20 protein-coding genes are annotated in these 24,904 nt (G+C 70.7%); 14 read left to right on the top strand and 6 right to left on the bottom strand.

The annotated features are described in order from the left end of the window. Window positions 1-59 precede the first annotated feature (59 nt). From VFW66_04615 to VFW66_04590, 6 genes are read left to right on the top strand one after another with little or no spacing between them, the layout of a single operon-like run. Window positions 60-1,313 (top strand): alanine--glyoxylate aminotransferase family protein, encoded by a 1,254-nt coding sequence (locus VFW66_04615; protein HEX5385963.1) that lies wholly within the window; start codon window positions 60-62, stop codon window positions 1,311-1,313. Beyond that, entirely contained in the window at window positions 1,310-2,266 is a 957-nt protein-coding gene (locus tag VFW66_04610) for a CoA ester lyase (GenBank protein ID HEX5385962.1), read from the top strand. Before VFW66_04615 ends, VFW66_04610 begins: the two co-directional genes overlap by 4 nt. 27 nt (window positions 2,267-2,293) lie before the next feature. Further along, entirely contained in the window at window positions 2,294-3,487 is a 1,194-nt protein-coding gene (locus tag VFW66_04605) for a malate--CoA ligase subunit beta (GenBank protein ID HEX5385961.1), read from the top strand. Then, complete coding sequence (gene sucD / locus VFW66_04600; protein HEX5385960.1) at window positions 3,484-4,395, top strand: succinate--CoA ligase subunit alpha; 912 nt, start codon at window positions 3,484-3,486, stop codon at window positions 4,393-4,395. Before VFW66_04605 ends, sucD begins: the two co-directional genes overlap by 4 nt. Beyond that, window positions 4,392-5,366: a D-glycerate dehydrogenase gene (locus VFW66_04595; GenBank protein ID HEX5385959.1), complete on the top strand. Its 975-nt coding sequence runs from the start codon at window positions 4,392-4,394 to the stop codon at window positions 5,364-5,366. Before sucD ends, VFW66_04595 begins: the two co-directional genes overlap by 4 nt. Beyond that, a complete protein-coding gene (locus tag VFW66_04590; protein HEX5385958.1) occupies window positions 5,363-8,140 on the top strand; it encodes a phosphoenolpyruvate carboxylase in 2,778 nt (925 codons plus the stop codon). Before VFW66_04595 ends, VFW66_04590 begins: the two co-directional genes overlap by 4 nt. Here VFW66_04590 and rlmN read toward each other — a convergent pair. After that, window positions 8,103-9,236 carry a 23S rRNA (adenine(2503)-C(2))-methyltransferase RlmN gene (rlmN, locus tag VFW66_04585; protein HEX5385957.1) on the bottom strand — a complete coding sequence of 378 codons (1,134 nt, stop codon included), beginning with the start codon at window positions 9,234-9,236 and terminating at the stop codon, window positions 8,103-8,105. The genes VFW66_04590 and rlmN overlap by 38 nt on opposite strands. Before the next feature lie 155 nt (window positions 9,237-9,391). On the opposite strand from rlmN, the gene VFW66_04580 reads away from it, so the two are divergent. Genes VFW66_04580 through mgtE form a run of 8 tightly spaced genes read left to right on the top strand, consistent with a single transcriptional unit; the run spans window position 9,392 to window position 18,948 of the window. After that, window positions 9,392-9,847, top strand: coding sequence for a PTS sugar transporter subunit IIA (locus tag VFW66_04580; GenBank protein ID HEX5385956.1), 456 nt, complete (start codon window positions 9,392-9,394; stop codon window positions 9,845-9,847). 24 nt (window positions 9,848-9,871) lie between these two features. Further along, a complete protein-coding gene (gene aspS, locus VFW66_04575) occupies window positions 9,872-11,644 on the top strand; it encodes an aspartate--tRNA ligase (GenBank protein ID HEX5385955.1) in 1,773 nt (590 codons plus the stop codon). Between the two features lie 11 nt (window positions 11,645-11,655). Further along, on the top strand, window positions 11,656-12,606 hold the full coding sequence (locus VFW66_04570; GenBank protein HEX5385954.1) for a PhoH family protein: 951 nt from the start codon (window positions 11,656-11,658) through the stop codon (window positions 12,604-12,606). Further along, window positions 12,606-14,816 carry an HDIG domain-containing protein gene (locus VFW66_04565; GenBank protein HEX5385953.1) on the top strand — a complete coding sequence of 737 codons (2,211 nt, stop codon included), beginning with the start codon at window positions 12,606-12,608 and terminating at the stop codon, window positions 14,814-14,816. Before VFW66_04570 ends, VFW66_04565 begins: the two co-directional genes overlap by 1 nt. A 1-nt stretch (window position 14,817) precedes the next feature. Further along, on the top strand, window positions 14,818-15,240 hold the full coding sequence (ybeY, locus tag VFW66_04560) for an rRNA maturation RNase YbeY (protein HEX5385952.1): 423 nt from the start codon (window positions 14,818-14,820) through the stop codon (window positions 15,238-15,240). Continuing rightward, complete coding sequence (locus VFW66_04555; GenBank protein ID HEX5385951.1) at window positions 15,237-16,424, top strand: hemolysin family protein; 1,188 nt, start codon at window positions 15,237-15,239, stop codon at window positions 16,422-16,424. Before ybeY ends, VFW66_04555 begins: the two co-directional genes overlap by 4 nt. Further along, complete coding sequence (locus VFW66_04550; GenBank protein HEX5385950.1) at window positions 16,421-17,614, top strand: hemolysin family protein; 1,194 nt, start codon at window positions 16,421-16,423, stop codon at window positions 17,612-17,614. Before VFW66_04555 ends, VFW66_04550 begins: the two co-directional genes overlap by 4 nt. Next, window positions 17,611-18,948, top strand: a complete 1,338-nt coding sequence (gene mgtE, locus VFW66_04545; GenBank protein ID HEX5385949.1) for a magnesium transporter — start codon at window positions 17,611-17,613, stop codon at window positions 18,946-18,948. Before VFW66_04550 ends, mgtE begins: the two co-directional genes overlap by 4 nt. Before the next feature lie 24 nt (window positions 18,949-18,972). On the opposite strand, the gene VFW66_04540 is transcribed toward mgtE, so the two are convergent. The 5 genes from VFW66_04540 to VFW66_04520 all read right to left on the bottom strand — a co-directional run bounded on the left by VFW66_04540 (window position 18,973) and on the right by VFW66_04520 (window position 24,783). Then, window positions 18,973-20,469: a sigma-54 dependent transcriptional regulator gene (locus tag VFW66_04540; GenBank protein HEX5385948.1), complete on the bottom strand. Its 1,497-nt coding sequence runs from the start codon at window positions 20,467-20,469 to the stop codon at window positions 18,973-18,975. A 2-nt stretch (window positions 20,470-20,471) separates the two neighbouring features. Further along, on the bottom strand, window positions 20,472-21,923 hold the full coding sequence (locus VFW66_04535; protein HEX5385947.1) for an ATP-binding protein: 1,452 nt from the start codon (window positions 21,921-21,923) through the stop codon (window positions 20,472-20,474). 87 nt (window positions 21,924-22,010) lie between these two features. Then, window positions 22,011-22,961, bottom strand: coding sequence for a lysylphosphatidylglycerol synthase transmembrane domain-containing protein (locus VFW66_04530; GenBank protein ID HEX5385946.1), 951 nt, complete (start codon window positions 22,959-22,961; stop codon window positions 22,011-22,013). Next, window positions 22,961-23,659 (bottom strand): polysaccharide deacetylase family protein, encoded by a 699-nt coding sequence (locus VFW66_04525; protein HEX5385945.1) that lies wholly within the window; start codon window positions 23,657-23,659, stop codon window positions 22,961-22,963. The genes VFW66_04530 and VFW66_04525 overlap by 1 nt, the downstream gene beginning before the upstream one ends. Continuing rightward, window positions 23,659-24,783 carry a glycosyltransferase family 4 protein gene (locus VFW66_04520; GenBank protein HEX5385944.1) on the bottom strand — a complete coding sequence of 375 codons (1,125 nt, stop codon included), beginning with the start codon at window positions 24,781-24,783 and terminating at the stop codon, window positions 23,659-23,661. The genes VFW66_04525 and VFW66_04520 overlap by 1 nt, the downstream gene beginning before the upstream one ends. Window positions 24,784-24,904 lie beyond the last annotated feature (121 nt).

The raw sequence follows: 24,904 nt of genomic DNA, 5'->3' as shown, positions 1-24,904 counted from the left end.
CGAGAGCAACCGCTCCCGCACGGTCATTCTTTTTCATCCCCTTGAGTCGAGGTCGAGAGATGCCGGGTCGTAACTTCCTCTTCGTGCCGGGTCCCACCAATACCCCCGACCGCATTCTCCGCGCGATGCACCGGGCGATGGAGGATCATCGCTCACCGGACTTTCCCGCGCTTGCGACGCCGGTGCTCCGCGACGTAAAGAAGGTCTTCAAGACGGACTCCGCCCGCGCGTTCATCTTCCCCGCGAGCGGGACCGGCGCCTGGGAAGCCGCGCTCTGCAACACCCTGTCGCCCGGCGACCGGGTGCTCGCGGCCCGCTACGGGCAGTTCAGCTATCTCTGGATCGACATGGCCCAGCGGCTCGGCCTCAACGTCGAGGTGATCGACGTCGAGTGGGGCGAAGGCGCGCCGGTCGAGAAGATCGAGGAGGCGCTCACCCGCGACAAGGCGCACGAGTTCAAGGGCGTGATGGTGGTCCACAACGAAACCGCCACCGGCGTGACGAGCGACGTCGCGGCGGTCCGAAAGGCGATGGACCGCGCCAAGCACCCGGCGTTGCTCTACATCGACGGCGTGAGCTCGATCGGCAGCATCGACTTCAGGATGGACGAGTGGGGCGTCGACCTCGCCATCACCGGTTCGCAGAAAGGCCTCATGCTGCCGGCCGGCCTCGGCATCCTCTGCGCCAGCCCGAAGGCGATGACCCGCACCGAGACCGCCAAGCTCAATCGGGTCTTCTTCGATTTCACCGACATGATCAAGGCCAACGCGACCGGCTATTTCCCGTACACGCCATCGCTGCCGCTCCTCTACGGCCTGCGCGAGTCGCTCGCCATTCTGTTCGAGGAAGGGCTGGAAAGCGTCTTTGCGCGCCATCACCGGCTGGCCGAAGGGACCCGTGCCGCGGTCAAGGCATGGGGCCTCTCGCTCTGCGCCAAGGAACCCCGATGGTACTCCGACACGGTGAGCGCCGTGATGGTGCCACAAGGCGTGAACGGCGCCGAGGTCATCGATGTCGCGTACCGCCGCTACGACCTGGCGCTCGGCGCCGGCCTCGCGCGCATGGGCGGCAAGCTCTTCCGCATCGGGCATCTGGGCGACCTCAACGAGCTCATGCTCCTGGGTGCCCTCGCCGGTGCTGAAATGGCGATGCGCGACGTGGGCATCAAGCTGACGCCGGGCAGCGGCGTCGCGGCGGCGGAAGAGTACTGGCGCAGCACCGCGCCGGCGCTCAAGAAGGAGCAGGCGCCGCGCTCGCCCGATGCGTCGGCCGGCGCGGCCCCCTCGCGGCCCGCGACGGCGGTGGCTCGATGAGCCATACCCGTTACGAGCCGGCCACCCCGCGCCTCCAGCGAAGTACGTTGGCGGTCCCCGGGTCCAACCCAGGCATGTTCCCGAAGGCGCTCGCCAGCGAGGCCGACGTCGTCTTTCTGGACCTGGAAGACGCGGTCGCTCCCGCCGACAAGGAGCAGGCGCGCCGGAACGTCATCGCGGCCCTGCTCGAGCTCGATTGGCGTGGCCACGGCAAGACGGTGAGCGTGCGCATCAACGGGCTCGACACGCACTACATGTACCGCGACGTGGTGGATGTGATCGAGCAGGCGGGGCACCGGCTCGACCTCGTGCTCATTCCCAAGGTCGGCGTGCCCGCGGACGTATATCTGGTGGACGCGCTGCTCACCCAGATCGAGGCGGCCAGGGGCATCCCGCACCGGATCGGCATCGAGGTGCTGATCGAGACGACGCTCGGCATGGCTCATGTCGAGGCGATCGCGGCCGGACGCGGCCGGCTCGAGGCGATGCACTTCGGCGTTGCGGATTACGCCGCGAGCTGCCGCGCCCGCACCGTGAACATCGGGGGGCTCAACCCGGATTATCCCGGCGACCAGTGGCAGTACGGGCTCTCCCGCATGCTGGTCGCGTGCCGCGCGTATGGGCTCCGCCCGATCGATGGTCCCTTCGGCGACTTCAGGGATCCCGATGCATTCCTCGCGGCGGCCAGGCGCGGCGCCGCGCTCGGCTTCGAGGGCAAGTGGGCTATCCACCCCTCGCAGATCGGACTCGCCAACGACGTCTTCTCGCCGCCTGCGGCGGAAGTGGATCGCGCGCGGCGGATTCTCGACGCGCTCGACGCGGCGGCGCGGGAACGGAAGGGCGCCGCGCAGCTCGACGGCAAGATGATCGATGCCGCCTCGGCCCGCATGGCGGAAAACGTGGTGCGCATGGCCGAGGCGATCGCGGACAAACCGGTAGCCGCCGGCCGCTAGGCGCCGGCTTCGCAAGGAGAGGAACTGGTGGATATCCACGAGTATCAGGCCAAGGAACTGCTGGCGAGCTTCGGCGTCCCCATTCCGCGTGGCGGCGTTGCCTACAGCCCCGAGCAGGCGGTGTATCGCGCCTCCGAGGTGGGCGGATCCCGCTGGGCGGTGAAGGCGCAGATCCACTCGGGCGCGCGCGGCAAGGCGGGCGGCATCAAGGTCTGCACCAGCGAGGACGAGGTGCGCCAGGCGGCCAAGGGGCTGCTCGGGCGGCGCCTCGTCACCCACCAGACGGGGCCGGAGGGCCGCGTCGTGCACCGGCTCTACGTCGAGGCCGCGGTGCCGATCGAGCGCGAGCTGTACATCGGCTTCGTGCTGGACCGGAAGAGCGAGCGGGTGATGATCGTCGCAGCGCCGCAGGGGGGCATGGAGATCGAGGAGATTGCCGGAACCACGCCGAACGCCATCGTGCGCTCCGTGGTCGAGCCCGCGGTCGGCATGACGGCGTTCCAGGCGCGCGAGATCGCGTTTGCGCTCGGGCTGGACCCGGCGCAGGTGACCCGCGGTGTCACCACGCTGCTCGGCTGTTATCGCGCCTTCCGCGACCTCGACGCGACGATGGTCGAGGTGAATCCGCTCGTGCTCACCAAGGATGGGCAGCTCCTGGCGCTGGACGCGAAGATGACCTTCGACGACAACGCGCTTTTCCGCCGGCCCAATGTGAGCGAGCTCCGTGACTACGCGGAGGAAGACCCGCGCGAGTCGCAGGCGGCCGAGTACGGGATCAACTACGTCGCGCTCGACGGGGAGATCGGCTGCATCGTGAACGGCGCGGGGCTCGCCATGGCGACGATGGATCTCATCCAGCACGCGGGCAGCCAGCCCGCCAACTTCCTCGACGTGGGCGGCGGCGCCTCGCCGGAGAAGGTGTGCAACGCGTTCCGGCTGGTGCTCGCCGACCCCAAGGTGAAGGCGATCCTGGTGAACATCTTCGCCGGCATCAACCGGTGCGATTGGGTGGCCCAGGGCGTGGTGAACGCCGTGCGCGAGCTCAAGCCGCCGGTGCCTATCGTGGTCCGGCTGGCGGGCACCAACGTGGAGGAAGGCCGCCGCATCCTGGAGCAGAGCGGCCTCACGCTCACCACCGCAGATACCCTCACCGAGGCGGCCGAGAACGCCGTGGCCGTCCTCAAGACCTCGGGCGCCAAGGCCGGGAACGGAAAGCCATGAGCATTCTCATCGACGAAAAGACGCCCGCCATCATTCAGGGCTTCACGGGCGACAAGGGCACCTTCCATGGGAAGGAAATGCTTGCCTACGGCACGAACCTCGTGGGCGGTGTCACTCCCGGCAAAGGCGGCACCCGGCACCTCGACCGGCCGGTGTTCAATACCGTGAAGGATGCGGTGCAGGGGACGGGCGCCAAGGCGACGCTCATCTTCGTGCCCGCGGCGTTCTGTGCCGACGCGATCATGGAGGCGGCCGACGCCGGCGTGCGGCTCATCTGTGCCATCACCGACGGCATTCCGGCGCAGGACATGATGATGGTGAAGCGGTACCTCTACCGGTATGCCCGCGAGCGGCGCCCCGTGCTGGTGGGGCCCAACTGCGCCGGCATCATCAGCCCCGGCAAGGCGATGCTCGGCATCATGCCGGGACACATCTATCAGCGCGGCGGGGTCGGGCTCGTGACCCGCTCGGGCACCCTCGGGTACGAGGCCGCCTCGCAGATGAAGGCGCTCGGCATCGGAGTCTCCACCAGCGTCGGGATCGGCGGCGATCCGATCAACGGCAGCTCGTTCGTCGACATGCTCAAGCTCTTCGAGCAAGACCCCGAGACCGAAGCCGTGATGATGATCGGCGAAATCGGCGGCCCGCAGGAGGCGGAGGCTGCGAAGTATTACCGCGAAGGGATGAGCAAACCGGTCATCGGCTACGTGGCTGGGCTCTCCGCGCCAAAGGGACGGCGCATGGGCCACGCCGGCGCCATCATCCGCGCGTTCGGCGAGAGCGCGGCTGAGAAGGTCGAGATCATGAAGGAGGCGGGCATCACGGTGGCGCAGAGCCCCGGCGATCTGGGTGCAACCGCGGCGCGGGTGCTCTCGGCCAAGGCCAAGCGGGTGGCGGTGGGCACGTGACCGGCCGGCCGGTTGTCGTCGTCACCCGACATCTCCCTGGCGCCGTCGAGGAGGCGCTCACCCGCGAGTTCGACGCGCGCCTGAACCCGGAGGACCGACCCTTGAGCTCGGCCGACCTGGCGGACGCGCTGAGAGGCGCGGACGCCTTGCTGCCGACGGTTACCGACAAGCTCACTGCCGAGGTACTCGCGGCCGATCCGCTCCGCACCAGGCTCATCGCGAACTATGGCGTCGGGTTCAACAACATCGACGTGCAGGCGGCCAAAGCGCGCGGCATCGCGGTCTCGAACACGCCCGACGTGCTCACCGACGCGACGGCCGACCTGGCCATGACGCTGCTGCTCATGACCGCGCGGCGTGCGGGCGAGGGCGAGCGCGAAGTGCGCAGCGGGCGCTGGACCGGCTGGCGGCCCACCCATCTCCAGGGTCGCATGGTGACGGGCAAGACCCTGGGACTGATCGGCATGGGTCGGATCGCGCGCGCGGTGGCGCGCCGTGCGCACCACGGCTTCGGGATGCGGGTGCTCTTCACCGATCCCTATCCGCCATCGGATGCGGAGGCCGCCGCGCTTGGCGCCCAACGGCGCGCCACCGTGGAGGACGTGCTGGCCGAGGCCGACTTCGTCTCGCTCCACTGCCCGGCCACACCCGAGACCCGCCATCTCATGAACGCGGCGCGCTTCGCGCGCATGCAGCGGGGCGCCTACCTCATCAACACCGCCCGCGGCGATGTGGTGGACGAGGCGGCGCTGGTGGACGCGCTTCGCGCGGGCATCATCGCCGGCGCCGGCCTCGACGTCTTCGAGCGCGAGCCGCAGGTGACCCCGGCGCTTCTCACGATGGAAAACGTCGTCCTGCTGCCGCACCTGGGCAGCGCCACCGAGGAGACCCGGGTGGCCATGGGCATGCGCGCATTCGAAAACCTCAGGCTCTTCTTCTCCGGAGCGCCGCTTCGCGATCGCGTCGTGTGACGTCCCGCATTTCGTCCGAATCGCCGTATCTCGTCACCGAGCTTCCGCCGTCCGCATACCCCGCCGCGGAGAATGCGGCGGCGTACGCTACCGAGGTGGCGGACCTGCTCCTGGGCCAGCTGCTCGATGTCGTCCGGAGCCGCGAACCCGAGCTCGAGCCCGTGCTCGCCGGCGAGCTGGATCGGTGTCCGCCCGAGCTGCAGGCGCGCGCGCTGCAGGTTCTCGGGATCTGGCTTCAGCTCCTGAGCATCGCGGAGCAGAACGCCGCCATGCGCCGGCGGCGGCAGGTGGAGGCCGAGCGCGGCATCGAAGAGCTGCGCGGCGCGCTGCCGCAGGTCGTGACTGAGGCGGCGACCGCGTCGGTTACCCCGGCAGAGTGGAAGGCGCTGCTCGGCAAGCTGCGGGTGCGCCCGGTGCTCACCGCGCATCCGACCGAGGCCAAGCGGGTCACCGTGCTGGAGAAGCACCGGCGAATCTACCGGCTGCTGGTCGAGCTGGAATCGCCGCGCTGGACGCCGCGCGAGCGTACGCAGCTCGTTCGGTCGATCCGGAACGAAATCGAGCTGCTCTGGATGACGGGCGAGCTGCGCCTGGAGAAGCCGACCGTGGAGCAGGAGGTCTACTGGGCACTCCACTTCTTCAACGAAACGCTGTTCGAGGCGGTCCCGGCGCTCATCGCCAAGCTGGAGCGCGCGCTGGCGCAGGCTTATCCGGACGCGGCGCTCGACGTGCCGCCGTTCCTCCAGTTCGGCAGTTGGGTGGGCGGCGACCGCGACGGCAACCCGTTCGTCACCAACGACGTCACCCGCGGGTCGCTGGGCGAGTATCGGCTTGCCGCGCTCAGGCGCTACCGCCAGCGCCTGGCGGACCTCATCCGGGTGCTCAGCATCAGCGAGCGCGCGGTTACGGTGCCCGATGACTTCCGCCAGGCGCTCGACCGGATGCTCGAGGCGAGCGGCGATGGCGTGGGCATCGCGGCGCGCAATCCGGGCGAGGTGTTCCGGCAGTTTCTCTCGTGCGTCATCCGCCGGCTCGACGTGACGCTCGAGGCGGCCGAACGGTACGATCTTTCGCCCGCCGCGGGCGGCTACGCGACGGCTGACGAGCTGGCGGCGGATCTCCGGGCGCTCGAGCGCGGGCTGGCCGGGGCGACGGACACGGCGCTCGCGGCCTCCATCGTCCGGCCGGTGCGCCGGGAGATCGAGGTCTTCCGCTTCAGCACGGTGCGGCTCGACGTGCGGGAGAACACCACCAAGCTCAACAAGGCGCTCGCGGCGCTCTGGCGGCTCCGCACCGGCGAGAGCGCCGATGTCGCGCCGGATCCCCACTCGCCCGAATGGGGACGGTGGGTGCAGGCCGAGCTGGCCCGCCCGCGGTACGAGGAGCTGCGCCTTTCCGCGCTTCCGCCCGAAGCGGCGGAGACGATCGGTCTGTTCCGGCTCGTCTCCGAACTGCGCGACAAGCTCGACCGCGAGGCGTTCGGCGCGTTTGTGCTGAGCATGACCCATTCCGTAAGCGACATCCTTGGCGCGTACCTGCTGGCCAAGGAAGGCGGCCTTTTTCCGGACACGGCGAGCATCGAGCGGTGCACGCTGCCGATCGTGCCGCTGTTCGAGACCATCGACGATCTCCGCCGCGCGCCCGCGATGATGCGCGAGCTGATCAACATCCCGGTCGTCCGCCGGAGCTTGCGCGAGCAGGACGGCGTCCAGGAGGTGATGATCGGCTACTCCGACTCGAACAAGGACGGGGGGTTCTTCGCTGCCAACTGGGAGCTGTACAAGGCGCAGCTCAAGCTGACCCGGCTGGGGGAGGAGCTGGGCGTCCCCATCGCGTTCTTCCATGGCCGCGGCGGGTCGGTGAGCCGGGGCGGCGCGCCCACCGGCCGCGCCATCGCGGCGCAACCCGCCGGCTCGATCGATGGGCGGCTCCGCATCACCGAGCAGGGCGAGGTCGTCTCGTTCAAGTACGCCAACCGCGGCACGGCGGCCTACCAGCTCGAGCTGCTTTCTTCGGCCGTGCTGGAGCACTCGCTCGTGTCGGCGCGCGAGCAGGCGCTCGTCCCCGTGGGCGAGTTTGACGAGGCGATGGAGGCGATCGCCGGAGCCTCGATGGCCGCGTACCGGCGCTTCGTCGAGCACCCGATGCTCTTGCAGTACTACCAGGTCGCGAGCCCGCTGGAGGAGATCTCGCTGCTCAACCTCGGCTCGCGGCCGGCGCGTCGATTCGGCGCACAGTCACTGGCCGATCTCAGGGCCATCCCGTGGGTCTTCGCGTGGTCCCAGAATCGCCATCTCATCCCCGGGTGGTTCGGTATGGGGAGCGGGCTCCAGACGTTTCTGGAGGTGCGCGGCGCGCGGGGCGAGGCGTTGCTCCGGCGGATGTTCCGCGATTCGCGGCTTTTCCGACTGACTGCGGACGAGGTGGAGAAGACGCTGACGCAGGTGGACCTCGACATCGCCCGCGAGTTCGCGGGCCTGCAGCCGGACGCCGCGGTTCGCGATACCGTGTTCGCGATGGTGGAAGAGGAGTACCACCGCACCGTGGAGGCTGTGTTGCGGGTGACTGAAGGGAAGGCGCTCGCCGAGCGGTTCCCCCGCTTCCTGCGGAAGCTGGCGCGCCGGCTTCCCGCCATCAATCAGGCGAGTCGGCTACAGATCGAGTTGCTGCGGCGTTACCGCGCGGCCGAGAGCGAGGAAGAGCGCGCCGACGCGCTCCAGCAACTCCTGCTCTCGATCAACTGTGTGGCGGCTGGGTTCGGGGCGACGGGGTAGCGGCGGCCAGATCGCCCGCGCGACTTCGGCGGCGCTCGGTGGCAACGCGGAGCTGGCCGCAGGCGGCGTCGATGTCGAGCCCGCGGCTCCGCCGCACGGTGGCCTCGATGCCCTGGTTGCGCAGCCGATCCGCGAAGCGGCGCATCCGCTCGGTGGTGGCGGGCGCCAGGTCCGGTGCACCGCCCGGATGCAGCGGAAGAAGGTTCACCAGTGCACCGAGGCGGCGTGCCAGGGCGGCGAGCGCGTCCGCATCCCGATCGGTGTCGTTCCGCCCGGCGATGAGCACGTACTCGAACGTGATCCGCTTCCGGAATGCCGCAGCCGCCTTCAACACTGCCTCCAGGTCGTACTTCTTCTCGATCGGCATGAGTGCGCGGCGGCGCTCGGGCGTCGGCGCGTGGAGCGAGATGGCGAGGCGGAACTGCTCCGGCCGGCGCGCGAGTGCCTCCATGCCGGGCACGATGCCAACCGTCGACACGGTGATGTGGCGAGCGCCGATGCCGAGCCCCTCGGAGTCGTTGAGGATCGTGAGCGCATCGCTCACCGCCGGCCAGTTGAGCAGCGGCTCACCCATGCCCATGAACACCACGTTGGTCGGCCGGTCTTCCGGATCGGCGAGCGCGATCTCGCGCGCCTGCCCCGCGATCTCGAACGGGGTCAGGTTGCGGCGGAAGCCCATCCGGCCCGTCGCGCAGAAGACGCAACCGAGCGCACAGCCCGCCTGCGAAGAGATGCAGAGCGTCCGGCGCCCGCCGGAGGGGATGAGCACCGTCTCGACCGCCTCGCCGTCGCCCAAGCGCCAGAGAAACTTCCGGGTGCCGTCCGCCGAGAGCTGTGTCGCATCGAGCGCGAGCCGCGGGAGAGGGAGCTCGCGCTCGAGCGCGTCGCGAAGTGCCAGCGGCAGGTCGCTCGCGTCGGCCCAGCGCGCGACCGGCTGCACCCAGAGCCGCCGGTGGACCTGACGCGCGCGATACGCGGGAAGGCCCTGCTCCGCCGCCCATGCTTCGAGGCGTGCGAGTGCCGCCCTCGGAGTGAGGTCGAGCAAACTCGTGCCTTGTCCGGCTGCAGGGCCGGTGCGAGCGTTGAACCTGGCCATCGTGGAGACAAAATAACCCCGCGGCCAACCGCACGACGCCCGATGCCGCGCTTGAGAATCTGGACAAGCGAAGCAGACCTAAATGCATGAAAGCGAATGGCTTGTCGCGTGGATTGGCGGCGGTTACGTTTGACCATGCCCGAACCGGCGGCCCCGTGCTCCTGAGCGACCTGGTCACCCCGGAGCGCGTGCTTGTCCCGCTCGCGGCCGAGGCGAAGAACGCGGCGATCGCTGAGCTCGCGAAGCATCTGGTCGCGTGCTCGGGCGGGACGTATGAAGACGTCGTGCGGGCCGTGCTCGAGCGTGAAGACGTGCTGAGCACCGGCATCGGCTTCGGCGTCGCCATTCCGCACGGCAAGTCGGCCAGCATGCCGGCGCTGGGGCTCGTGTGCGGCATCAGCCGCGTCCCGATTGCGTACGGCGCGGTGGACGGCGAGCCGGTGCGGCTCTTCTTCCTGATCGTCGGGCCGGAAGCATCGGCGGGGCAGCACGTCAAGGTGTTGAGCCGGATCGCCCGGCTGGTGCGGCAGGACGCGGTGCGCGAACGATTGCTGCGGGCGCGCACGCCGGTCGAGTTCCACGAGGCCCTGCTCGCCGCGGAGGAGCGATAACAGCTCATCTATGATGGTCACAGGATGACGGCCACGGGCATGCGGACCCACCGCTGCGGCTCGCTCACCCGCGCGGATGTGGGCCAGACCGTCCGGCTGGGTGGATGGGTGCATCGGCGGCGGGACCTGGGCGGCATCGTCTTCATCGATCTGCGCGACCGTGACGGCCTCGTCCAGCTCTCCTGCAATCCCGCGTGGACGCCGCCGGAGGTGATGGAGCGCGCGGCCGGGCTGGGCGCGGAAACCGTCGTTCTCGCCACCGGCGTCGTGGCGCTCCGCCCCGAGCCGTCGCGGGACCCGCGCCTGGTCTCGCGCGAGGTCGAAGTACACGTGACCGACCTCGAGGTGGTGGGCCCCGCTGACACGCCGGCCATTCCCGTCGCCCGGAAGGAAAACGAAGAGCTGCCGGCCGAAGAGCTGCGCTTGAAGCAGCGCATCCTCGACCTGCGCCGGCCCGAGCTGCAGGCGAACATGATCCTCCGACATCGGCTCCTGCAGCGGGCCCGCCGTACGCTCTCGGACCTCGATTTCCTAGAGATCGAGACTCCGATCCTCACCAAGCCCACGCCGGAAGGCGCCCGCGACTACCTCGTGCCGAGCCGGCTCCACGTGGGCGAGTTCTACGCGCTCCCCCAATCGCCGCAGATCTACAAGCAGCTCCTCATGGTGGCCGGGTACGACCGCTACTTCCAGATTGCCCGCTGCTTTCGCGACGAGGATCTGAGAGCGGACCGGCAGCCGGAGTTCACCCAGATCGACCTCGAGGCGTCGTTCGTGACGGCCGAGGATGTCCAGAGGATCGTGGAGCGCGTGCTGGTGGCGCTCTGGGCCGAGGCAGGCATCACGGTGGGCGCGCCCTTCCCGCGGCTCGCATGGCGCGAGGCAATGGAGCGGTACGGGGTCGACAAGCCGGATCTGCGCTATGGGCTCGAGATCAACGACCTCACACCTCTCGTCGGCGCCGACGCGGCGCCGTTCGTGCTCGACGCGCGCGCGCGGGGCGAGCGGCTGCGCGGCATCCTCGCGCCGGGCGCCGCGGACCTGACCCGCAAGGAGCTGGACGCGCTCACCGCGCTGGCGCGCGAGGCCGGGGCTGGGGGGCTCATCTGGGCGCGGCGCACCGCGGACGGCTGGGAAGGGCAGGGGGTGAAGGCGATCGGCGCGGACGCGCTGGCGTTGCTCGACGAGGCCGGCGCGGGCGATCTCCTTGTCGCCGCCGTCGGCCCCGACCATGGCACCTCGCCCGCGCTGCACGCCGTGCGCACGGCCCTGGGCCGGCGCCCCGGCACGGCGCGCACGACGTCGCACGCCTTCTGCTGGATCGTCGATTTCCCGCTCTTCGAGCGCGACCCCGCGACCGGTCGCTCCGTGCCGGCCCACCATCCGTTCACCGCCCCCCATCCGGAGGACCGCGCGCGTCTCATCAGCGATCCGGCGAGCTGCCGGGCGCTGCACTACGACGCGGTGTACAACGGCAACGAGCTGGGCAGCGGCTCCATCCGCATCACCGATCCCGCCGTGCAGCGGCTCATCTTCGAGCTGCTCGGCCTCTCGGACGAGGAGATCCGGCGGCGCTTCGGCTTCCTGCTCGACGGACTCGCCGCCGGCGCGCCACCCCACGGTGGGTTTGCCCTGGGCTTCGACCGGATCACGATGCTGCTCGCCGGCGCCGGCTCGTTGCGCGACGTGATTGCGTTTCCCAAGACCACGGCCGCGCGCGCTCTCTTCGAGGGCGCCCCCACGCCGGTCGATCCGGACGACCTGCGGGCGCTGCATCTCGGCGTGATCGGAGACTGAAAAGGGGACCGATGAGCGACGACGTTATCCAGCGGGTGTCCACTGAAGGCGCGGATCCGCTCCTGCTCGCCGGCGTCAACGATGCCAACCTGCTCGAGCTGCAGCGGACGCTCAACGTGCGGGTCGCGTTCCGCGGCGATGCGCTCTCGATCAGTGGCGCGCCCGAACAGGTGGAGCGCGCCACCGCGGTGGCGCAGGGTCTTGCCGATCTCGCGCGCATGGGTGAATCGGTCACGGCCGAGGACGTCTACCGTCTCGCGGCCGACGGCGCCCAGGCCGAGGTGCCGCCGGCGGGCGAGGGCAAGATCTTGCTCCCCGGGCTCCGGCGCGCCATCGTCCCCAAGACCCAGGGCCAGCTCGAGTACCTCCAGGCGATCAACGCCAACGATATCGTGGTCGGCATCGGGCCGGCCGGCACCGGCAAGACCTATCTCGCCGTGGCCAAGGCAGTGGAGGCGCTGGCGCGGAAGCGGGTAAAGCGAATCATCCTGGCGCGGCCCGCGGTCGAGGCGGGCGAGTCGCTCGGCTTTCTCCCGGGCGATCTCCAGGCCAAGGTCGATCCGTACCTCCGCCCGCTCTACGACGCGCTGGAGGACATGATGCCGCACGAGCGGGTGCAGCGGGCGCTGGAGAGCCGGACCATCGAGATCGCGCCGCTCGCCTACATGCGCGGGCGCACGCTCGCCGATGCGTTCATCATCCTCGACGAGGCGCAGAACGCCACCGGCGCGCAGATGAAGATGTTCCTCACCCGCCTCGGCGTGAACAGCCGGACGGTGGTCACGGGGGACAAGACTCAGATCGACCTTCCGAAACGGGAGGAATCGGGGCTGATTCAGATCGAGCGGATCCTGCCGGGCATCGACGGGCTTGCCTTCTGCTACCTGCACGAGGCGGACGTGGTGCGCCACCGGCTGGTCCGCGAAATCATCCGGGCCTACGCGGAGGACCAGGGCGGCTGATGCGGGATCGCCGGGGCGTGTTCGCGGGGTGGCATGTGTCCGAGGGGGGCTGGCGCGGCGCGGCGACGTACCACGTCCTGCGCTGGCTGCCGCTCGTGGGCGTCGCCGTCCTCACGTACTTCGTGTTCCCGCTCCCGGCTCACCTCGCGGCGCCGGCGCTCCGCGTGGGCGACGTGGCCGATCAGACGATTACCGCGCCGTTCTACTTCATCGTACCCAAGTCCGACGGCGAGCGCGCGCTCGAGGGGCAGGCGCGCGCGCTCGCCGCGCGCCCGGTCTATCGCTTTGACGGCGAAGCCTACGACTCCGTCACCGCGATGGTCGACACCTTTTTTGCCAACCTCGACCTTGCCGCGCAGGACGGCGAGAACGACGTGCGCAAAGTCGTGGAGAACGCGGGCACCCGGCTCGGGCCGCAGGAAGTGACCGCTCTCCTCGACCGTGGGCGCCGCCGCGCGGCGCAGGCGGCGCTTGCCTCGTTCTTCCGGGGAACGTTGTCCGAGGGCGTGGCGGATGCCGGCGTGATGCGCGCCGAGCCGAGCCGCTTCCTCGCGCTGCGTCGCGGCGAGGCCGAGCGGGTCGTGCCGCGCGACTCTATCCTGACCTTCCCCGATCTCCTGGCGCGAGCGGAGCAGCCGCATCCCGGCGTCTCCGACGAGGTGGGCCGGCGCACCGTCCGGCAGCTCGCGACCGCCTTCTACCGTCCCACCATCGTGCCCGATCCGGCGCTCACCAATCTGCGCCGGGAGGAGCTGCGCCTTTCCGTCGACACCGTCAAGTACTCGGTGCCCGCGGGCGAGCGGATCGTGCTCGCGGGGCGGCCGGTGACCGAAGAGGCGCGCGACAAGTTGCTCGGCCTGCGCGACGAGCTGCACCGCCGCGGCGAGGACGCGGTGGTGGCTCGCACGGTACTGGGCGGCCTGCTGTACAATGCGACCGTGCTGGCCGTGTTCTGGCTTCTCATCCTGCTCTATCTGCCGGAGACCTACGCCCAGTTGCGCGAAATGGTCTTCTTCGGCGTGCTCTTCGGGCTCGTGGTACTCCTCTCGGGCACGCTGACGCACGTCTTTCCCTGGCGCCCCGAGCTGCTCCCGATCCCCTTCGCGGCCATTCTCATCACGATGCTGTACAACGGCCGTACGGCCGTGGTGGCGGCGTTCACGCTCGCCATCCTGCTCGGCGGCCAGTGGGCCCTGCGAGAGAGCAACACCGTGTTCTTCGGCATGGTCGGTGGCGTGGCGGCGGCGCTCGGCATGCGCGTGGTGCGGCGGCGGCGCCACCTCTACGTGACGATCGGCGTCGTGGCGGGCGCCTATACGCTGGCGGCGCTCACGGCCGGTCTCATCGGGAGCTGGAACACCGGAGCCATCGCCACCACCGCCATTACCGGCTCGATCGTGGCGCTCTCGAGCGCGTCCTTCGCGCTGCTCATGGTACCGCTCGCAGAGTCGGCGACGCGGATCACGACCGACCTCACGCTGCTCGAGTTGTCCGACCTGGGCCGCCCGCTGCTCCAGCGGCTGGCGCTCGAGGCCCCCGGCACCTGGGCGCACAGCATCGCGATGGCCAACCTGTGCGAGGCGGCCTGCAACGTGATCGGCGCCAACGGGCTCCTGGCGCGGGTCGGCTGCTACTATCACGACATCGGGAAGCTCAGGAACCCGCAGTACTTCGTCGAGAACCAGACCCCGGGCAACAACCCGCACGACGCGCTGAGCCCCGAGGAATCGGCCAGCATCATCCGGGACCATGTCGCCTACGGCTCGCAGCTCGCCGAAGCGGCCGGATTGCCCAAGGTGGTCCGCGCGTTCATACCGGAGCATCATGGCACGACCGAGATCAACTACTTCCTGCACCGGGCCCGGCGGCGCTCGGCCGGTGCGGCAGTCGATGTGCGCGACTTCCGCTATCCGGGACCTCGGCCGCAGTCGGTCGAAACCGCCGTCGCCATGCTGGCCGATTCGTCCGAGGCGGCCGTGCGGGTGCTGGACGATCCGACGCCCGCGATGGTCCGCACCGCGATCGAGCACCTGGTCGAGCAGAAGCTTCACTCGCGCCAGCTCGAGGAGGCGCCGATCACGCTGCGCGATCTCGACCGCATCAAGGACGAGTTCTGCCGCACGATGGCGGGGATGTACCACAACCGGATCGGCTATCCGCGTGCGAGCGGCGGGATCGAGCCCGAGTTCGCGCCGGCCGAGCGCACCTGAGGTGACGGTGCACGGGCGGCGGCTGCCGCTCCCGGCGGGCACCGTGCGCCGGGTGGTGCGGGCCGTACTCGCGGGCGAAGGCCGGCGCCGGAGCGCGCCGCTCGCGACGGTGTCGGTCACCTTTCTCGGCCCCGAGCGCATGCGGCGGCTCAACGCGCGCTACAAGGGTGCCGACCGGCCCACCGATGTGCTCGCGTTCACCCTGCGGCCGCCGCGCGGCCCCGCGGTGGCGGACATCTACATCTGCGCGGCGGTTGCGGCGCGCGAGGCCCGGGCGCACACCGTCCCCCTTCGCCAGGAGTTGGTGCGCCTCGTCGTCCACGGCACGCTTCACGTGCTGGGGCGCGATCATCCCGAAGGCGCCGGGCGCACGCGCTCGGCGATGTGGCGGCGGCAGGAGCGCTACGTGGAGGCGCTCGCATGATCGCGATGCTCCGGCTCTTCTTCGGGCCGCTCATCCTGACGGCGCTCACGCTCTGGGCCGCGTGGCTCGCGCTCGCCGCCGAGGCGGATGCCGACCTGCCGCGGTCGCTCAGCGGACAGCTCGAGACCGACGTGGGGCCGGTCGCGCTCTCGCGCCAGCTCCACGTCGCGCACCTCGCGCTCCTCGTGCTCGCGGGCGCCGCAGCCGGCGCCACGAGTGCGTGGTGGGTGTGGTCGCCGCTGCCGGGCTTCGCGCGGCTCATCCTCGCAGTGCTCCTCGTCTGGATCCTGGGCGACCTGCTGCCTCGCATCGTCGCCGCCGTGGCACCGGACCTCGCGGCGCCGGTGCGTCGCGCCGCGCCGCGGACGCTGGGTCCCTTCCGGCCGCTGCTGCGCGCGATCGCGTGGGCTGACCACCGCATGCGCAGGCCCGGGCGCGGCGTGGCGCAGCGCGACCTGGGCCATGCCCAGCGCGACATGCTGCTCGGCGTCTTTTCGCTCGCCGACACCACGGTGTCCGAGGTGATGACGCCCCGCATCGACATTATCGCGGTCGACGCGTCCGCCTGTCGTGACGAAGTGGTGCGGACGCTCCAGAGCAGCGAGCACGCGCGGCTCCTCGTGTACGAGAGACATCCGGACGCCATCACCGGAGTGATCCATGCCAAGGACATGCTCGCGAGCCTGGAGGACGCGACCACGTCGTGGCACGCTCTCATCCGGCCGGCCACGTTCGTGCCCGAGGCCAAGACGCTCGACCATCAATTGCGGGATTTCCAGCGCGGGCCGAGCCACATCGCGGTCGTGGTCGATGAATTCGGCGGCACCGCGGGCATCGTCACGCTGGAAGACATCCTGGAGCAGATCGTCGGCGAGATTCGCGACGAGTACGATACCGACGAGGTGGCGCCGATCCAGGAGCTGGGCGAGGAGCAGTTCCGCGTCCAGGGCGGCGTCGCGCTCACCGAGCTCGAGGCGGTGCTCGGCCACCGGTTCGAGCGGGAGGACGTGAGCACCGTCGGCGGGCTCGTGCTCGCCGAGTTCGGGCGGGTGCCGCGGAGCGGCGAAATGCTCGAGCGCGACGGCTTTCAACTGATGGTGGAGCAGGTGGTCCGCCGCCGGGTGAAGCGCATCACGGTGCGGCGCGCGCCGCTGCCGGCCGCCACGGGCGGGAACGGCGCATGACCTGGATCGCCGTGCTCGCGGGCCTCGTGCTCGCCGTCTTCGGCGCCATGGCGGGCGGCGCGCTCATCGCGCTGAGCCGGAGCGAGCTCACGCGCATGCTCACGCGCCGGCTGCGCGGCGCCACGCCGCAGATGGCCTCGCTCGGCGAGATCGAGACCTATCTCACCGCGGCGTCGGCCACGACCTCGCTCGGCGTGCTGCTCATCGGGGCGGCGATCCCGGCGATGTTCGCGGGCTCTGGCGCGGTGCGCTCGCTCCTCCTGTTGGTGCTCGTGGCCGTCCCCTTCGTCCTTTTCAGCGGCTACTTCGTGCCGCGGTGGCTCACCCAGTCGCTTCCGGGCGGCGTCACCGGCCGCTTGGTGCCCGTGCTCCGGCACTGGAGCTCGGTGCTGCGCGCCGTGCTGCCGGCCCGCGCCGCCGCGCGCCCGCACGATCTGCGCTCGATCTGGCGCGAAGGTGCGGCGGTCGGTCTCGGGGGTGACGACGAGCTGGTCATGGCCGGCGGCGTCATGGCCTTCACCCAGCGCGCAGTGCGCGAGGTGATGACGCCGCGGACCGACATCGTGGCCATCGCGGAGGATGCCGCGCTGGGCGACATCCGGCTCGTGTTTGCGCACAGCGGGTACAGCCGGATCCCGGTTTACCGCGGCACGCTCGACGAGATCGTGGGCATGCTGCACGCCTTCGATCTCTTCAAGCTTCGCCCCGGCGATCCGCTTCCCGTGCGCCCCGTCGCGGTGTCGCCCGCCAGCCGGAGCTGCGGCGACCTGCTGCTCGACATGCAGCGCGAGCGCCGCCACCTCGCCGTCGTGCTCGACGAGTATGGCGGCACCCTCGGCATCGCGACGCTGGAGGATCTGCTCGAGGAGCTGGTCGGGGAGATCTTCGACGAGCACGACGAGGAGGCGCAGGCGCCCGCGAGTGCCGCGGCCGAGGTGTTCGAGGCCGATGGCACCACGCCGGCGTCGGCCATCGAAGAACGATTCGAGGTCGTGCTGCCGCCGGGCCAGGCCACCACCATCGGTGGCCGTCTGGCGGAGCTCGCCGGGCGCATCCCCACCCCCGGCGAGCGCTTCGTCCTCCTCGGCCTCGAGTTCGACGTGGTGCAGGCGTCGCCGATGCGCATCGAGCGCATCCTCATCCGGCCCGGCCCGGCCCCGGTGGTGCCGCTCGCCCGGGCCGTGCCGTGACCGCCCCGACCGACCATCTCCAATCCCTGGTAGACCTCGCGCGCGCCGGCAACGTCGACGCGTTCGTCCGGCGCGCCGCCGACCTCGAAGCCGCCGATCTGGCCGACGTCCTCGCCGCGCTCGATGACGCCGAGCGGCTCAAGGTGCTCGAGGCGCTGCCGCCCGAGCTGTCGGGGGACGCGCTGGTCGAGATGCCGGAAGGAGCCCACGCCGGCGAGACACTGGCCGCGCTCGGCCCCGAGCGCGCCGCCGAAATCGTCGAGGAGCTGGAGGACGACGATGCGGCCGACCTGCTCGGCGAACTGCCGCGCGACACGCAGGAGCGGATCCTCGCCGAGGTCGAGCATCGCGCCGAAGTAGATCGGCTGCTCCGCTACGACGAGGAGACGGCCGGCGGGCGGATGACGACGCACGTCGTCACCGTGCGCGATGTCGACACCGCAACCCAGGCGCTCGATGCCATCCGGCGCCAGGCCGAGGACGTCGAGGATTTCTACCAGGTGTTCGTGGTCGATCGCGGGCAGCGGCTGGTCGGCGCCGTGCCGCTCAAGGACCTGGTCCTGAGTCCGCCGAATCGTCCGGTCCGTGACTTCATGGCCCCGGCCGATATCTATGTGGACCCCGAGCTCGACCAGGAGGAAGTCGCTCGGATCATGGCGCGCTACAACCTCGAGAGCGTGCCGGTGGTCGATCATCTGGGCCGGCTGCTCGGCCGCATCACGTTCGACGACGTGATCGACGTGGTCGAAGCCGAGTCCACGGAGGACATCCTGCGATTCGGCGGCGTGCCGGCCCACGAGGAGCTGGAAGCGGGCTGGAATGCCGCGGTGCGGAGCCGGCTGCCGTGGCTTTACGTCAACCTGCTCACCGCCTTTCTCGCTGGCGGCGTGGTCTATGTTTTTCAGGACACGGTGCGACGCACCGTGTCGCTCGCCGTCTGGATGCCGATCATCGCGGGCATGGGCGGCAATGCCGGCACGCAGGCCCTCGCCGTCACCGTGCGGCGCCTCGCGCTCGGGCTCATCGCGCCGAATGCCTTCGTTCGGGTCGTGGGGAAGGAAATCCTGGTCGGGTTGATCAACGGGCTCGCCAACGGGCTCGTGGTCGGCGTCGTCGCGGTGTTGCTGCACGAAGGCGCCATCCTTGGCGTGGTGGTGTTCCTCGCGATGGCCGGCAACCTGCTGGTCGCAGGCTTTGCCGGCGCGTTCATCCCGATCCTGCTGGAGCGGTTCGGGGTGGACCCCGCAGTAGCGTCGTCGATCTTCGTCACGACGTTCACCGACGTCTGCGGATTTCTCTTTCTGCTTGGCCTCGCGGAGTGGCTGCTCCTCTGAGCTGACGCGCGGCGCTCGCCGTGATCAGCCGTGCGGGCGCCGTGGCGGCAGACCCCAGCGCTGCACCATGCGGGTGAGCGTCCGCCGCGAGATGCCCAGAATCCGCGAGGCCTCTTCGCGACTCCCGCCCGTCGCCTCGAGGACATGCAGGACGTGCTGGCGTTCCACCTCCTCCAGCGATGGGAGCCGCGGCCGCGCCTCGGCGGTGGGAATCGTTGCGGTGGCCGGGGCCGCCTCGGCTGGGGGTGCATCCGCCGGGTTGGGAGCGGCGCCCCCGCCCGACACGCGCACCTCGCCCGGCAGATGCTCCGGCCCGATCACGTCCTGCTCGGCGAGCACCATCGCGCGCTCGAGCACGTTTTGCAGCTCGCGAATATTCCCCGGCCAGTCGTAGCCGAGGAGTCGGCGCTGCGCCTCCGGGTCCACCGCGACCGGGCCGCGCCCGTGGCGCTCGGTGAGCTCGCGGAGGAAGTGATCCATGAGGAGCGGCACGTCCTGCCGGCGGGCGCGCAGCGGAGGCAACTCCAGGCTCACGACCTTGAGCCGGTAGTAGAGGTCCTCGCGGAAGCGGCCCTGGCGCACCAGCGCGCCCAGATCGCGGTGGGTTGCCGCGATCACCCGCACGTCCACCGGCACCGGCGCTTCGGACCCCACCGGCACGATCTCGTGCTCCTGCAGCACGCGCAGCAGCCGCGCCTGAAGGGCAGGGGAAACATCTCCGATCTCGTCGAGAAAGAGCGTGCCGTGATCGGCCTCCCGAAAGAGGCCGGGCCGCGAGCCGGCGGCGCCGGTAAATGCTCCGCGCACGTGGCCGAACAATTCGCTCTCGAGCAGTCCCTCGGCCAGCGCCGAGCAGTTCACCGCCACGAACCGGCGCGCGCGCCGCTCCGAATACTGGTGGATGGTGCGGGCGACCAGCTCCTTGCCGGTGCCCGTTTCGCCCAGGAGCAGCACGGTGGCCTGGGTCGGGGCGGCGCGGGCCACCATCTTCATGACCTCGATGATGCCCGGGCTGTGGCCGACGAGCGCCGGCGCGGCGCGCGACTCGGCGTCGCGGTCGCCGTCGCGGCGGCCGACAGCCGCCCCGCCGCGGCTCTCCCGCCGCGCGCTTGCGAGCCGCCGCCGGCCGAGCGCGCGCGCGAGCGTTTCGCGCAGGGCGCCGATGTCGTATGGCTTGCTGATGAAGTCGAAGGCGCCGGCCCGAATCGCCTCACCCGCCGCGGCCGCGTCGCCGAAGGCGGTGAGGACGAGCACCAGCGCGTCCGGCTCGCGTTCGCGCAGCACCCGCACGAGATCGAGGCCGTTCCGCTCGGGCATGCGGAGGTCGGTCAGCACCGCATCGTACGGCCCTTCGCGATCGAGCTTGGCCTGCGCCTCATCCACCGACAGCGCGGAGGTGACGCGGTATCCCTCGCGCTCGAGCACCTCGGCGAGCAGACGACACGCGGCTTCGTCATCATCCACCAGCAGGATGCGGACGCTGGCCGCGGCGGCGCGCGGCTCACCCGGAATGCCGGCCATCGTCACGCCGGCTCCGCGCCCGGCAAGCTCAGGCGCCAGCGGGTGCCGCGGCTCGCCGGCAGATGGCTCAGCTCGCCGCCGAGTCCGCGTGCGAGCCGGCGGCTCACCGCGAGGCCGAGCCCGGTGCCGGCCGCGCCTTTGGTAGTGGCGAACGGCTTGAAGAGATTTGCCTGCGCCTCGGGCGCCAGGCCGGGGCCGTCATCGGCGACGTCCACGTACACACCGCCGTCGGCCGCGCCGGTCGAGACCGTCACGAGGCCGCCGGGTGGCAGCGCCTCGATCGCGTTCTTGAGCAGGTTCAGCAGGATCTGCTCGACCTGCGCGGGGTCGCACACCGCGACAGGCCGGGCGGCCCGGGTCGGCTCGAGCCGCGCGATCACTCCCGCGTCGTTGAACGCCGGCTCGAGGAAGCGCAGGATGCGCTCGGCGATTTCGGTGAGATCGGCGGTACGCACGTACGGCTCCGGCCAGCGGCCGCGGTCGAGCCCGGCGCGCACGATCCCGGCGACCCGGTCCATTTGGCCCAGCAGGAGCCGCACGCGGTCGAGCGCGTCCGGTTGCCCGGCGTGCCGAAGATCGTCCCTCAGCAGTTGCAAATGCCCGCTCACCGTGTTGAGCGGAGTGCCGATCTCGTGCGCAAAGGCGGTGGCGGTCTCCTGTACGAGCGCGAGCCGGTCGAGCCCGCGCGCCCGCTCCTGCAGCGCGAGCAGCGCCGCGCGCGCCTGGCTCTCGCGCTCCCGCTCGGCCAGCGCGTCGCGCAGGCGATTGTAGCGCCGGGCCAGCAGCCGAAATTCGTGGGGACCGATCTCCGGCGCGGGCGGCGATCCCTCCGCGCCGCCATGCGCGCCGGCCATGGCCTTGCCGAGCTCCGCGAGTGGTCGCCCCACCCATTTCCGCGTGAGCAGCGCCACGCCGAGCGCCACGAGCAACGCCGCACTCACGGCCGCGAGATAGGCGCGCTGCCGCTCGACCCGGCTCCACTCCTCCAGCCGGCGCGTGGACACGTGAATGTCGAGTACGCCGAACGGATGCTCCGGACGCCCGAGCGGCGCGGCGACCTGCCAGCCGGGGTCGCGGCCGCCACGCTGCATGACCACCGTGGTGACCTGGGTGAGCGCCTGGTAGTCGGCTTCGTCGGGCGCCTTCTCCTCGGTGTCGCTGGCCGCTACCGCGGAGAGCGTGCCCGCGCGGCTCACATACACCCAGGCGCGCCGGGTCGGACCGAGCCGGCGGAGGGACCACTCCTCCAGCCCCTGCGAGAGGAGCTGGGGATCGCCGTCGGGTGCCACGTCGCTCAACAGGGCCGCGAGCGTGGTCGAGAGCGACACGGCGTCATCCCGGAAATCCTCGAGCCGCGAGCGCGCCGACCACGAGAGCGCGATCTCCGTGGCGCCGAGCACCAGCAGCAGGGCGAGCACCGCGGTGAGGATCGCAAGCCGGCGCGCGAGCGCCATCGACGGCCGCTCCGAGCCGTCAAGCTCAGATCGCGTCCGTTCGGCGCCCACGTGCGGAAATGGATGTGCTTCGACCCGTCCCATTGCTCAGATCGCCCCGACCGTCTCCGCGCGCTTGGCACTCCTCCGGCGGAATCCTTCGACGCCCACGAGGCCGACGCCGACGAGGAGCACGGGCAGGACCTGCACCGCTTGCAGCGCGAGGCCAGCCGCGAGGGCCTGATCGGTGGGGATGTGAAACGCTTCCATGCCGAAGATGAGCGAGAACTGCAGGACACCCACGTTGCCCGGGGTGAGCCGTAGGATGCCGCCGACGTTCGCCGCGACCAGTGCCACGAGCGACACCGCGGGGGACGTCGAGACGTGCGTCGCCGCGATGGCCCAGTGGTAGGTGAGCCACTGCGCGAACCAGTTTGCGGTCGAGAACGAAAGCGGCGCCAGGAGGTAGAGGCGCCCCGCCGGCATGGCGGGCGTGAGCCGGCTCCGCCAGCGCGACGGCAGCCGCTCGGCGAGCCAGGTCCAGACCCTGAGGCGGATGCAGACAATCATCACTACAACGATGCCCCAGGCCACGAGCTCGGCCGGCACCGTCCAACGCCCCGGCGGAAGCCAGAGGAGCGACACGGCAAGAAACACCACCAACGCGAGTGCCTCGATGATCCGGGCCCAGACCAGCGAGGCCGCTCCCGCCACGAGCGGTACGCCGTCGCGCCGTGCCACGCGCTCGAGCCGAACGGCCTCGCCGCTCACCGAGATGCTCACCGCGTTTACGGCCGCGCCGACGAAGGTGCCTGCTTCGGCGCTGCGCCAGCGATGCGGCGCCCAGGCCCGGAGCAGCAGATGCCAGGCCCATCCCTTGAAGGCGAGCGAGACGAGATTCATCAGGCTCGCCGCCGCGAGCAGCATCCAGTCGGCGTCAGCGATCGCGTCGACGGTGCGGCCCCAGGGAAAGCGCAGCAGGAAGCGCGCGGCGAACGGCACGCTCGCAACGACGACGGCGATCAGGAGCCACCGGGCCGGCGACCACCGCGGGCGCATCACGATGCCAGCAACTCCCCGAGCGGGCGGAAGGTATAGCCAGCCGCCCGCGCGTCCTCGAGAATCCCGGGCAACGCCTCCGCGGTCTGGCGGCGATCGCCCGTGACGTCGTATCCGTCGCCGTCATGGAGCAGCAGCACGGCGCCGGGCCGGAGCTTCGCGCGCACTCGACGGCGGATCTCGTCGGCGCCGGGGCGGGCGGTGTCCCACACGCCGAAGGTCCAGCCGAACACCCGATAGCCGAACGGGCGCACCGCGCGGAAGACGAACGGATTCCGGTATCCATGCGGCGCCCTGAACGCACGCGGGGCAACTCCGGTGGTGCCGACGATCGCCTCGTGTGCCTCACCCACCTCCGCATCGATCCGCCGGGGACCGAGCCGGTGCAGCTTGACGTGCGACTCGGTATGGTTGCCGACGGCGTGGCCGCGTGCCGCCACGGCCCGCGCGAGCTCCGGGAAGCGCCGCACATGGCGGCCCACCATGAAGAAGGCGGCCGGGACGCCGGCGGCGGCGAGGGTATCGAGAATCCGCGGCGTGGCCTCGGCGTTCGGGCCATCGTCGAAGGTGAGATACACGCTGCGCTCGCGCGGCCCGCGGCCGATGACGGGGCCGAACAGCGAGTTGTTGGGCTCGATCGCGCCGTAGGCCGTGAGCGCGCCGGCCGTCGCGAGCACCGCTGCGGCGCCGGCGATCATCACGCGAGCACCCGGCGATACACCGCCAGCACCCGGTCGGCCACGCGGGGCCACGCAAATTCGGCGGATTTGGCGCGGCCGGCCGCGCTCATCGCGGCGCGGCGCGCCGGATCGCCGAGCAGGTCGCCGGTCGCCGAGGCCCAGGCCGCCGGGTCGCCCTTCGGCACCAGTACGGCCTCCGAGCCGCCGTCCACCAGCTCCCGGAACCCCGTGATGTCCGAGACTACCATCGGCGTGCCGCACGCCATGGCCTCGAGCAGCGTGATGCCGAACGATGCCTTGGTCGTCGGGCAGAGATAGATGTCGGCCGAGCCGTACACGTCGGGCCGGTTGCCGTTCACCCGGCCGAGAAATTCGACGTGGCCGGCCACCGGCCGGGCGAGGCGCTCGTACAGCGGCCGGAGGGGACCGTCGCCGGCCACGACCAGGCGGGTCGTCGGGTGGCGGTCGAGGATTGCGGGCATCGCACGCAACACGGTCTCGAGCCCGTTTCGCGGGTCGAGTCGGCCGAGGAAGAGGAGCGTGGGCCGCGGAGCCGCCGGCGCGCCCTCGCCGGAGGCGAAGAAGTCCGTATCGACACCGTTCGGGATGATCTCCCAATTGGCGTGGAGATAGCGGGCATGCGCGTCGACCACCGGCTGGCTCACGGCAATCGTCGCGGCGTGGCGGTCGATTGACCACTGCGCGATCCGCCGAAACGTGCGCAGCAGGTGCGACTTCGCGAACCAGGAGTGGAACGTCGCCACGACCGGCAGGCCGAGGTCCCAGGCTGGGAACGGCGCGATGACGCCGAACGTCGGCGCGAGGCCGCCGTGGATGTGCACCACGTCGATCTTCTCGGCGCGGAAGAGATCTCTGAGCTGGCGCCGGAGCCGCCACCCGGTGGTCACCCGCGCGAACGAGCCGGCGCTGTAGATCACCCGGCTCGTGCCCACGCGTCGCACGAACGGCTCGTCCCGCGCGTATTCGTGCGCATCGGGCGAGCCCACCGGCATCCGCATGTGCGACGTGATGACGATCGTGTGGTGTCCCGCGGCGTTGAACACTTTGGCCAGGTTGTGGACGTGCTCGGTGACGCCGCCGAGGTGGGGATAGTAGAACTCGGTGACCAGCGCTATCCGCATGCTGCGCGCCTACCTCCCGAAGAGCCGAGCGGGCTGCTGGCAAGAAAGTGGCCAGCCCCTTTGCCTCGCCACAGTCGGCGATGCGGGACTTTCTGTCCCGGAAGGATGTACGGGCCCATGC

Source organism: Gemmatimonadales bacterium, assembly GCA_036279355.1.
Taxonomy (GTDB): domain Bacteria; phylum Gemmatimonadota; class Gemmatimonadetes; order Gemmatimonadales; family GWC2-71-9; genus DASQPE01.
The sequence above is the reverse complement of the archived record's forward strand: the minus strand, read 5'-3'. Positions and strand labels throughout refer to the sequence as shown.